Annotated in this window: 10 protein-coding genes and 1 riboswitch; all 10 genes read left to right on the plus strand. The window is 31.4% G+C overall.

All coding sequences use genetic code 11. From position 1 onward, the window contains the following. The first annotated feature begins 52 nt into the window (after positions 1-52). The 10 genes from FYJ33_RS04170 to ybaK all read left to right on the plus strand — a co-directional run bounded on the left by FYJ33_RS04170 (position 53) and on the right by ybaK (position 12,131). Positions 53-454, plus strand: a complete 402-nt coding sequence (locus FYJ33_RS04170) for a hypothetical protein (RefSeq protein WP_154530507.1) — start codon at positions 53-55, stop codon at positions 452-454. A 10-nt stretch (positions 455-464) separates the two neighbouring features. After that, complete coding sequence (locus tag FYJ33_RS04175) at positions 465-2,363, plus strand: ABC-F family ATP-binding cassette domain-containing protein (RefSeq protein WP_154530508.1); 1,899 nt, start codon at positions 465-467, stop codon at positions 2,361-2,363. Positions 2,364-2,406: 43 nt separating this feature from the next. Continuing rightward, a riboswitch (cobalamin riboswitch) is annotated at positions 2,407-2,592 on the plus strand. Between the two features lie 135 nt (positions 2,593-2,727). Continuing rightward, complete coding sequence (locus FYJ33_RS04180; RefSeq protein WP_206046608.1) at positions 2,728-3,594, plus strand: energy-coupling factor transporter transmembrane component T; 867 nt, start codon at positions 2,728-2,730, stop codon at positions 3,592-3,594. Further along, positions 3,581-5,239: an ABC transporter ATP-binding protein gene (locus tag FYJ33_RS04185; RefSeq protein ID WP_154530510.1), complete on the plus strand. Its 1,659-nt coding sequence runs from the start codon at positions 3,581-3,583 to the stop codon at positions 5,237-5,239. The genes FYJ33_RS04180 and FYJ33_RS04185 overlap by 14 nt, the downstream gene beginning before the upstream one ends. Further along, the gene (locus tag FYJ33_RS04190; protein ID WP_154530511.1) at positions 5,236-5,916 is read left to right on the plus strand and encodes an ECF transporter S component; all 681 of its coding nucleotides are present in this window, start codon (positions 5,236-5,238) and stop codon (positions 5,914-5,916) included. Before FYJ33_RS04185 ends, FYJ33_RS04190 begins: the two co-directional genes overlap by 4 nt. A gap of 13 nt (positions 5,917-5,929) precedes the next feature. After that, positions 5,930-7,816, plus strand: a complete 1,887-nt coding sequence (locus tag FYJ33_RS04195; RefSeq protein WP_154530512.1) for a DUF4430 domain-containing protein — start codon at positions 5,930-5,932, stop codon at positions 7,814-7,816. Between the two features lie 33 nt (positions 7,817-7,849). Further along, on the plus strand, positions 7,850-8,614 hold the full coding sequence (locus FYJ33_RS04200) for a DUF4430 domain-containing protein (RefSeq protein WP_154530513.1): 765 nt from the start codon (positions 7,850-7,852) through the stop codon (positions 8,612-8,614). Between the two features lie 143 nt (positions 8,615-8,757). Continuing rightward, on the plus strand, positions 8,758-9,732 hold the full coding sequence (gene uvsE / locus FYJ33_RS04205) for a UV DNA damage repair endonuclease UvsE (RefSeq protein ID WP_328598654.1): 975 nt from the start codon (positions 8,758-8,760) through the stop codon (positions 9,730-9,732). Between the two features lie 183 nt (positions 9,733-9,915). After that, positions 9,916-11,460: an AbgT family transporter gene (locus tag FYJ33_RS04210; RefSeq protein WP_154530514.1), complete on the plus strand. Its 1,545-nt coding sequence runs from the start codon at positions 9,916-9,918 to the stop codon at positions 11,458-11,460. A 176-nt stretch (positions 11,461-11,636) separates the two neighbouring features. Beyond that, a complete protein-coding gene (gene ybaK, locus FYJ33_RS04215) occupies positions 11,637-12,131 on the plus strand; it encodes a Cys-tRNA(Pro) deacylase (protein WP_154530515.1) in 495 nt (164 codons plus the stop codon). Positions 12,132-12,203 lie beyond the last annotated feature (72 nt).

The raw sequence follows: 12,203 nt of genomic DNA on the forward strand, positions 1-12,203 counted from the left end.
ATAATGTATAGTTATATTATGTTTACTTATGATTAAAAGTTGGTGATTATAAATGATAAGGATAAAAATTGAAAAAAACAGACAGAATATGCCAGTGTTCAAGATAAGTGTAAAAAAAGAAGAGACAGAGGAATTTAAATTTTTAAAGCGTGCGCTTTTTGAATCAAAAAGTATAAAAGGTAGATACAATTATGAGATTCCTATGAAATATTTTCTGCCAGTAATCAATAATCTGGAAAAGGATAGATTTACTATAGATAAGAAGAGTATACTTAGTTATTTTGAGTTTTCTGATGAAATCGATGAAAACTATTATTATTCCACTACTGCAACAGCTAAGTATATGAGGTTATGGCGAGAAGAGTCATGCCCTGATATTTTTAAAGTAAATATTGATATTGAAAATAAATTGACTGATAAGATAGTGGCATTCAGAAAAATCAGTTTTAGTTAAGGTGGTAAAGATGAATTTAATAACTATTGAAAATATAACAAAAAGCTATGGCGATAAGGCCATTTTAGATAATATAAGCCTTGGCATAAATGATGGCGATAAGATTGGTATAATTGGTATAAATGGTACTGGTAAAACTACTCTTTTAAAGATAATTGCAGGAGTAGACGAGTGCGATGAAGGTAAAATTACTACAAGCAATGAACTTAAGATGGAGTATCTATTCCAGAATCCTGATTACAACCCAGAGAATACTGTGCTTGAACAGGTCTTTAAAGGTAACTCTAAAGAAATGATGATCCTTAGAGAATATGAAAATATACTTGAAAAGGTGAATTTTGGTGATACATCATTAAGTGAAAAACTGATTAAGCTTCAGGAACAGATTGACAGCCTTAATTTATGGCAGATGGAAAGCGAAGCTAAGATGATTCTTACTAAGCTTGGCATCTATGATTTTGGCAAGAAGATGGGTAAGCTTTCAGGAGGTCAGAGAAAGAGAGTATTTTTAGCTGCCGCGCTTATAAGACCAAGTAATCTGCTTATTTTAGATGAACCTACAAACCATATGGATAATGATACTATAGACTGGCTTGAAGGATATTTAAATAGCAGAAAAGGCGCCCTTTTAATGATTACTCATGACAGATATTTCCTTGACAGAGTTACTAACAGAATAGTAGAAGTAAGCGATGGTGTTTTATATAACTATGAAGGAAACTATTCGCTTTATGTTGAGAAAAAACTTGAAAGAGAAGAACAAAAGGTTTCAGAGCAGAGAAAGAAAGAAAATCTTTATAGAAATGAACTTAAATGGATCAGACGTGGAGCAAAAGCTAGATCCACAAAGCAGAAAGCGAGAATAGACAGATTTGAAAAGTTAAAAGACAGCATGGAAAAGATTAGTGATGATAAGTTAGAATTGTCAGTTGTAGGTACAAGACTAGGCAATAAGATTATTGAGATTAATGATATCAGCAAGAGCTATGAAAAAGATCTGATTAAAGACTTTACTTATACGCTGCTTAGAAATGATAGAATCGGTATTATAGGACCGAATGGTGCAGGCAAGAGTACGCTTATGGATATAATTTCAGGTAAAACTAAGCCTGACAAGGGAACTGTTGAAATCGGCGATACAGTAAAAATAGGATACTTCTCTCAAGAGACATATGATATAGATGGCAGCATGAGAGTAATTGATTATGTAAAAGAAATTGCTGAATATCTTCCATTATCTAATGGAGACAGAATTTCTGCATCAGACATGCTGGAAAGATTCCTGTTTGCTCCTGAAAAGCAGTATACTCCTATAAGCAAGTTATCAGGTGGAGAAAGAAAAAGATTATATCTGCTTAATGTATTGATGTCCTCTCCAAATGTACTGCTATTCGATGAACCTACAAATGATCTTGATATAGCAACACTTACTGTTTTAGAAGATTTCTTAGATAAGTTTAACGGTCCTGTAATGACTGTCTCACATGACAGATACTTTGTTGATAGAACATGCAATAAGATTTTTGCTTATGAAGGTGAAGGAGAAATTGAAATTATTCATGGAAATTATTCTGATTACTCAATATGGAAAGAAGAAAATAAAAGGATAAATGATGTACCTGTAGAAGTTAAAGTAGAAAAGAAGGGAAAACCATCTAAAGAAAGAACACTTAAGTTTTCTTATAATGAGCAGAAGGAATTTGATGAAATAGATGATGTGATTGCAGGACTTGAAGATAGAGTTGCAGATATCGATAAGGAAATTGAAAAATGTGTGACTGATTATGTAAGACTTCAAGAACTTACAGATGAAAAAGAAGAAGTGAAAAAACAGCTTGATGAAAAGTATGAAAGATGGACATATTTAAATGAATTAGCTGAGAAGATTGATGAACAAAAAAAACATTAATTTCTAATAATTATAGTACATTTTTATTATTGTTAATTAATATAAATAAGTGTATAATAATGTACAGTAAAATTCAATATGATATATTGTAAGGGAATATGGTTAGAATCCATAGCAGCCCCCGCTACTGTATATACAGACAAGTGATAAATACGCCACTCTTTTTTGGGGAAGGCTATCATGCGGATGAAGTATAAGTCAGGATATCTTACAATAATATCTTGAGTGATCTATCTTCGGTGGGAGGAAATGATTTTACATTTATCAAAGAACTGGGTAAAAACAGCCTGGGATTGTTTTGTGTACAAAAAATCAAGCAGCCACTAGAAATTAGTGGCTGCTTTTTATGGATAGAGGTGCGTTTTTGAATAAAATTAAATTTCATGTTTTATCGTTAATTGTATTAAATATTACATTGATGATAGTAGTATTCTCAACTGATCAGCCATTGATACTTTTATCGTCGCTTATTTTAGCTCTTTCAATTTTGATTGTTAAGAATAGAAAGAAGAATATTGATTTAGGACTTAAAATATTTCTGCCTATTGCAGTAGTAACCTCAATAGTAAATTTTCTTCTTGTTGATGCAGGAACTCATGTTATCTTCAGATTATTTAATAGGAGTTTTACATTAGAGACAGTAGTTTATGCTCTTATAATGAGCTTGAAAATATTGGTGGTAATCTATTTGTTTTACTGCCTTGACTGCACTATAGATAGTGATGAGGCTGTATCATATTTTAGCAGAAAAGCACCAAAGGTTACATTGATACTGCTTTTATGTATAAAGCTAGTTCCTAATATGAAAAAAAGAATTCGTACACTTAATGATGTATATGTTACAAGAGGCGTTAATTTTACAGGTGAATCTAAGAGGGAAAAAATAAAAGCAAATATACCAGTGATGTCAATACTGTTAAGCGATTCACTTGATAATGCTTTTGATATAGGTGAAAGCGCTTATGTAAGAGGTTTTTTAAGTAGTAATAGAACTCAGTATGACAAAAAAAGATTCCATTTTATTGATTTTGCTGTTATAACTTATAGCTGCATTTTGTTAGTTTTTCATGTTGTAAATATTGTTAAAGGAACAATAATTTACGACTCATATGACTTATTTAATAAAATTATAAGTTTCGATGCTTCAGCTGAATCAATAATGATTTTATTGGTAATAATAATTTTTTTAAATAAAACTTTTAAGGGGGATGAAGATAATGTCAATTGTTAATATTAAAGGCTTAAATTATACATACCCTGATGAAGATGAACCAGCACTAAAGGATATTAATCTTAAGGCTGATAAAGGTGAGATACTGCTTGTACTTGGAACATCAGGTTCAGGAAAATCAACTCTTCTTAAAGCAATAACAGGAGCTGTGCCTAATTTTTATGGAGGCATTATTGAAGGTTATATATATATAAATGAAAAGAGTGTAAAAACAATTTCACATAGGGAAAGAGCGCACATGATATCAGCAGTTTTTCAAGATCCTGAAAAACAGATTGTCATGAATACAGTGCATAAAGAAATAGCATTTTCACTTGAAAATATCGGTGTGCCTGAAAAGCAGATAAAAAGAAGAGTTTTTGAGTCACTTCAGTTCCTGAATATACTTGATTTAACTTATAAAAAAACTGATGAGTTGTCAGGAGGAGAAAAACAAAAGGTAGAACTTGCAGCTTGTATTGCCATGAATTCTGAAATTATTGTGCTAGATGAGCCTACATCACAACTTGATCCACAAAGTGCAGAGGAGCTTATATACCTTGTGAAAAAGATAAGCTCTGAGCTTGGTAAAACTATCATTGTTGCAGAACAGAGAGTAGATAAGTGGTTTGATGCAGCAGAGAAGATTATGGTGCTTGAAGAAGGTAGTATAGTATTTTATGGAGACAGGACTGAGTTTTATAATACAGATTTTATAGATTTTATGCCTCAGTACCTTAGAATAGCTAAAGAGCTGAAATTTGATTCAGCTATGGATTTCCAGTCTGTAAGAAAGAAACTTGAAAATCATGATATTTTCTTTAGTGATTGTATTGCTGCAGATTGTAATGAAAATGATGATACAGAAAAGAGCAGCAGTATCTTTAATATGTTTAAACGAAAAAAGGAAGAAAATGAATATCTAAAGCTGAAGAATGTATCTGTAGCATATCACAGCAATATTGCTTTAAATGAAATCAATATAAATTTTGAGAAGAATAAGTTCTATACAATCTTAGGCGAAAATGGTGCAGGAAAAAGTACTCTGCTTAAAAGTATAGTTAAACTTGTTCCATATAAGGGCAGCATTACTTATATAGGTAGAAGTCTTCAAAAAATAAACAGCTATGATATAGCAAAAGTTATAGGATATGTTTCACAGAACCCTAATGATTATATATCAAAAGATACAGTTTACGAGGAAATAAAGTTTACTCTTGATAATTTCAAGATTGATGATTCCTCAAGAATTGAAAGCATACTGAAGGATTTTAAGATTTATCAGTACAAAGATAAAAACCCCAGGGATTTAAGTGGTGGTGAAAAGCAGAGACTTGCAATAGCATCTGTACTTGTAATGAATCCTGAGATTCTCCTGCTTGATGAGCCTACAAGGGGACTTGATTACAGCAACAAAAAGGAGCTGGGGCATATGTTAAGAAAGTTTGTAGACAGTGGCAGAACGCTGATTATGATAACTCATGATATAGATTTTGCAGCTGACTTTAGTGATGATATTTTGCTACTGATCAATGGTGAGTTAGTACAGTATGGAAATAAGAGAGAGGTATTAAAAGAAGGTATGTATTATACTTCAACAGTTCATAAACTTGCAGGATATAGAGATGTATATACATTAGATGAATTAAAGGGATGTATTAAATGATGAAAAGGATATTATTTCTATTTACAATAATGCCTTTAGCTTTATTAATAATCTTTTCAGGCAGATTAAGCAGCAAATCATATTATGGAGCACTTGTTGCACTTTCAGCATTCTTTATCATTTTTGTCAGCTATTTTTATTTTGAAAAGAGTAAAAAAGGTATTAAAGATATTGCGGTTATTGCAACAATAGGTTCATTTGCAGCTGTCAGCAGGGTACCATTTGTAATAATTCCAAATGTTCAGCCAGTAACATTCATAGTTGTTTTGGCGGGCAGTGTTTTTGGAAGTTATACAGGTTTTTTAATAGGAACCATCTCAGCTTTTGTTTCAAATATTTTTCTTGGCCAAGGGCCATGGACTCCATGGCAGATGATTGCATGGGGGACAGCGGGGGCTATAGGAGGAATATTCTCAAAGAATAAATTACCAGTAGAGGCATTTTCAATATTATGTTTTGCTGCTGGTTTTATATATGGATTCATTATGAATCTCTGGTGCGTGCTTGGTTTTGTAAAAACAATTAATTTTACATCAATTGCTCTTACATATATTAACGCAGTACCGTTTGATTTGGCACACTCAATAGGAAACTTTCTATTTGCGATAGTTTTCTATGATAAGTTTTATAATATATTAGCTAGATTTTACCGTAAGGTAAATTATATAGAGAAATAAAGGAGGATTTTAAATGAAAAAAAGAAGAAGCGTCAGCATAGTAACATTGTTGATGGTAATGTTTATTTTTGTTTTATCACCAATAAGTGCTAAAGCAGAAACTTTAGGCGTTTACGTAAGAGTAGAGGGACTTACAAATACAATAGCAGAAGGAAAAGTGAATAGTGATAATGCACTTGATGCGTTAGAACATCTATTAAAAGAAAAGAATGTTCCATATAATATTCAAGATGGAGCATATGGAAAATATATTGATTCAATAAATAACATAAAGTCAGCATCATTAGGTGGTTATGATGGATGGATGAATGTTATTAAAGATGGTAAATCAATAGTAAGTCCAAGTGTAGGGTTGGGTTCACAAAATGTAAAAGCAGGTGACACTGTTATAGTATATTATGGTGATTATTCTAAGACAGTAATAATAAATGATGTTCTATTCAGCCCTGAAATTCCAAAGGCAGATAAAGAATTTACAATTACACTTAATAATAAGTCTTTAGACTATAATACAGGAAAAGAAGTAATTTCACCAGTTAAGAATGTTGATGTAGAAATAGATGGAAAACAATATAAATCTAATGAAAAAGGTGAAGTAAAGCTTTCATTAGCAAAGGGTACTCATAATTATAAGTTTAGTGGATATAGTGATGGAAAGTCTGTACCAGCTGTTGTGATGGACAAGGGAATATTTATTTTAGATGAAGTGAATAAACCAGCTATAGTATATAGTGATATAAAGTACAACGAATCTGTAGAAAATAATACTGCAAAGCAGAACTATAATATTAAAGAAGTATATAAGAACACTTTAGATTTTATGGCTAAACAGAAGGTATCAAACTGGTCAGCATTTTCACTTTATAAGAGTGGTATAAAGCCAGATGATTCATTTTTAAAAGAATTCTCTGATAATGTTAAGGAAAATCTTGATGATATGAGCCCAACACAATTAGAAAGTGGTATAATCGGACTTGCTTCAGCAGGATATACACCTTATAACTTTATGAATCATGATATAGTAGAAAAATTATTTAACAGTGATATTAATAACTGGCTTAATAATGATGTGATTTTTGGACTGCTTACTTATAAAGCTGCTAACATAGATGAAAATTACAAGATTACTAAGAGTATGCTTGTAAATAAGCTTCTTAATGCATATAATGATGGATGGTCATGGAGCGGTAAAGGAACTGATCCTGATATAACTGCTGCTGCAATTAACTCATTAGCTCCATATTATAATGGTGAAAAAGCTGAAGGCGTTGATAATGCTAAAGTAAAAGAAATAGTAGATAAAGCTGTCAAAGTATTATCAGACAGACAGATGAAAGATGGAAACATTGCAAGTGAATGGGGAGCTTCAAGTGACACTAATTCATTTGTTATTATGGGCCTTACTTCAATAGGTATTGATCCTTCAAAGGGAATGTTTGCTAAAGAAAATGGTAATTTAGTTTCTGCATTAATGTCTTACAGAGGGAATAATGGTGCATTTAATCATAATGATTCTATGAAGGATAACTTATTCTCAACTGAAGAAGCACTTAGAGCCTTAATTGCTTTAAATGATTTTGAGAAAAACGGTAAAGGTGATTACTATACTTCAAACTTAAACTTAAAATCATTAAAGGTTTATGGAGAAACTTCTAAAGAATATAATAAAGAACCATCTCAGAAAGAAGAAAATAAGAATCAGAATACAGGCTCAAATACAGGAAACAAAACAGATAATAAAGTAGAAAATACAACTAACAAGGATAATACTCCTGCTAAAGAAGAAAACAAGGTTACTTCAGGAAATCTTCCTAAAACAGGCGGTGTGTCAGCTGAAGCACTATTATTACTTGCTGTAATATCTGTTGCTTCAGGAGTATATCTGAAAAAGAGAGCATAATAGTAATAATACAAATATCAAAAGGTGAAATATATGAAAAATAAAAAGAAGGTATTAATACTTCTTGCATCAATTATAGCAGTTAGTGTAATTATTCTGGCAGGAACAAAGATAGCAAAAAATTCACTGCAGAATAATACTGCATCATCTTCTTCACAATCTGGTATTATTAATGATAATAATGCTACGGCTAAAGAGGATAAAGAAAAAAAAGAATCTGAAAATAAAGAGAATGCTGTAAATGACAGCAATAATTCTAAGGAAAATACTGAAAAAGCATCTGCAGAAAAAGATGCAGAAGCTAAGAAAGAAGAAGCTTCAGAATCAAAGAAATCTGCAGCAGTAAATAATAACTTAGACAAAAAATCAGCTAAATCTAGTTCTTCTGCTAATGCAGCAGTAGAGAAGAAGCAGGAAGCAGCTTCACCGAAGACTCAAAATAGTGAAGTGAAACCAGAACCTGCTCCTCCAACAACAGAACCAGCTAAAGTTGAAAAACCAAATTTTACGATTGTTGATGATGTTCATCAAAAAACATTTATCAGTAAAACTGTAGAGTTTGATGGATCTAAAAGCCTAGAAGATTATACAAAGGAATTTGCCGGTGGCAGTGGAGCTTATTTTAATAATGGCTATGTAGTAAAGATGTTTAATCTGAAGGAAAAAAGTGCAGGACCGTTAAGTGGATGGGTATATTATGTTAATGGCGTAAAGCCGGGTTATGGCATGAGAGACTGTTATCCCAAAAAAGGAGACAAAATTGTTTGGAAATTCGTTTCAGATGGTGTAAATAATTAATTTATTGCTTATAAGATAAAATTTTAAAGAGTATATATTTTAGTTTAACAGTAACTGAAGTATATACTCTTTTTTGTTGAATAAAATGTATGAGTTATTAAGATAATAAAATATAATTAGTTCTTTATGGAGATGATTAGAGGATAGTTAGATTTGGATATGTGGCAATACCATTAGAGCTTGGAGATAAAGGTAAGACATCAGGAACTGTTACATATAAGAATTATGAGAAAATGCAGAATGCTGATGAAAAAATGAATAAACTTAAAGCTGTTACGTTAAAAAATCTAGATAACCTTGGAAATGCTATAAATTATAATATAGAAAACGAGATACATTTCTACAGAATAACATCTGCCTTAATTCCACTTGTTACTCATCCTAATGTTGGTTATTGGGGACATAGGGAAATATTTAAGAAAAATTTTCAGTATATTGGCAGGCTTATAGAGAAAAGCAATATGAGGGTAGATACACATCCAGATCAGTTTAATGTTATTAACAGTACAAATGAAGAGGTTGTTAAGAATACTGTAATAAATTTAATGGAGCATGTAAATCTCTTTGAAGATCTTAATTATGATAAGGGGATGATGGTTATCCATGTTGGAGGTGCTGCTGGAGGCAAGGAAGAAGGCCTGCAGAGGTTTATAGATAATCTTAAATCATATCCAGAAAGTATAAAGGAAAGGCTTATTATAGAAAATGATGATAAAATCTATAATTCACTTGATGTATTAAAGCTCTGCAGTGAGATTAATGCACCTATGGTGCTAGATGTACATCACCATATGTGCAATAACTGCGGTGAAGATTTAAGTGAAGTTGTAGCAGGATGTTTTGCTACATATAAGGGTAAAAAAGTTATACCTAAAATACATTTCTCAAGCCCTAAAGATGGAGAATGTGATAGAAAGCATGCAGATTATATTAATGTAGATGATTTTATATCATTTCTAAAAGTAGCTAAAGGAATTGAAACTGATGATAAGGAAATTGAGTTTGATATAATGATAGAAGCAAAGAAAAAAGATATTGCTATGTTTAAATTAATAGATGATATTAAAAGCTTTAAGCCTGAATATTTATGGATTGACAAGACAATATTGAGGGCTTGATGATAAATTATTAATAAAGAACGTTACTTATTAATAAATTTTAATCTTACTTTATAAAAACAAAGAACAGAAAATCAAATTCATAAAAAAACAACTAATTTAACATTAATATGTCGAAATGATGTATAATAATTTCATGGATAGACAGAAAAACTAAAGAAAAATTTGAGAGGGGTTATCTTGATGGAGAACAAAGAACAAAAGAAAAAGAAAGTCTCGCTTATGGAAAGGGTGGGACATAAGATACCTGATCCTGTAGTTATTTTTATGATTCTTTTTGCAATAGTTATGACAGCTACAGTTTTTATGGGTGGATTAAAATTTGAAACGCTGGCATCTGACGGCAGCACAATATCATATGAAATCAAAAATATGTTTAGTAATGAAAATCTAAGATGGATATTTGATAATGCACTTTTAACTAACTGGCTTGCATATGGCGGTGGAGTGCTTGGAACTATTCTTGTAGTAATGCTTGGAGTTGGACTAGCTGAAGAATCAGGACTTTTGACGGTTCTGATTAAAAAAATTGGTCTTAAGGTATCAGATAGATTTTTACCTGTTGTTTTAGTATTCTTAGGAATCATGAGCAGCATTGCAACAGATGCTGGATATATTGTATTGATTCCGCTTGCAGGACTTCTTTATGTAGGGCTGAAGAAGAATCCGTTAATAGGTATGGCAGCAGCTTTTGCTGGAGTATCAGCAGGTTTTAGTGCTAATCTTCTGCCAGCAACACCTATAGATGTTATTATAGGAAACAATGCTAAGATATTTGCAGAGGGACAAGGTGTACCATTTGTTACTCAGGCAGGAAAAGCAATTACACCAGCTACTATGCATTATATATTTATAATTGCTTCAACAGTTTTATTATCAGTAGTAGGTTATTTTGTAACTGATAGGATTGTAAAACCAAGACTTGAAAAGGAAAGCTATGTAGTGCCTGAAAATATTGATCTTACAGATTTTACTGTGAAAGATGAAGAAAACAAAGGATTAAAGTGGGCACTATTAGGTTTAGTTATAGGTGCAGCTATAGCATATATTCTTTATCTGGGACCATTAGCGCCTTATAAAGACGAAAATGGAAAAGCTATAAAACCTTTTATGGACAACATAATATTAGTTATTACGATTATGTTCTTCTTACCTGGTTATTTATTTGGTAAGATGACAGGCAGGTTTAAGAATAGTGCAGATGTTGTTAAAGCAATGTCTAAGCAGATGAGCGGCATGGGATATGTAATTGTTCTTACGTTCTTCTCATATAATTTCCTTGCATTATTATCATATTCTAATCTTGGAACGTATATAACGTATTTAGGAGCTAAGTCACTAGAATTATTAGGACTTTCTAATTATCCAATATTATTATTAATGGGATTTATTATCATAACAGCAATAATCAACCTTTTTGTTGGGGGGCTGACATCAAAATGGATGCTTCTTGGACCAATATTTATACCAATGTTATATCAGGTTAACAGCAATCTTACTCCTGACATGGTTTCAGCGGCATACAGAGTTGCAGATTCATCGACAAATATAATTTCACCATTAATGTCATATGCAGGAATAATACTTCTATTTATGAAAAAGTACAAGCCTGAATATACATTAGGAAACATGATAAGATTAATGTTCCCTTATTCAGTATCATTCTTAGTATCATGGACAATATTACTTATTGGATTCTTTACTTTAGGAATTCCACTAGGTATATAAAAAATAAATGTTTATTTAAAAAGATGTATTCTCTTTGAATTTTAATTCGAAGAAGATACATCTTTTATGTTATATAAAATTAATTATACTTTGATTAATAATTAAATGTAACTAATGATAATTACTAGACCTGGGTTTTCATGGTATAATATAAAAAAACATAGGAGGTAGAGTTGATGTCAGGAAAAGCAAAAGTAAAAACTAATGCAGTCAGAATACTTGATAGTCATAAAATAGAGCATGAAGTATACACTTATGATACTAAAGATGGCGTTATAGATGGACAAGGCGTAGCAGCAAAACTTAATCAGAATCCTAAACAGGTATTTAAGACATTAGTTACTCAGGGTAAATCAAAAGAATACTATGTATTTGTAGTGCCTGTTGCGGGAGAGCTTGATTTAAAAAAAGCTGAAAGAGCTACTGGAGAGAAAAAGATTGAGATGATACCTATGAAGGATTTACTAAAAGTCAGTGGATATGTTCATGGTGGCTGTTCATGTATAGGTATGAAGAAACAGTTTAAGACTTTTATAGATGAAAGCGCACTAGATTTTGATATGTTCATGTTTAGTGGAGGTAAAATAGGTGTGCAGATAAAAATGAAAGCTGAAGCACTAAAGGATATTATACCTGTTGAATTTGTGGATTTGAAGAAAAATTATGATTAATGATTTTTATAATGCAAATTAATTATATAATGAAAAATACTAACAAATTTTAATTTACAGATATTTAGGAGA

It is taken from the genome of Inconstantimicrobium porci (assembly GCF_009696465.1).
Lineage (GTDB): Bacteria > Bacillota > Clostridia > Clostridiales > Clostridiaceae > Inconstantimicrobium > Inconstantimicrobium porci.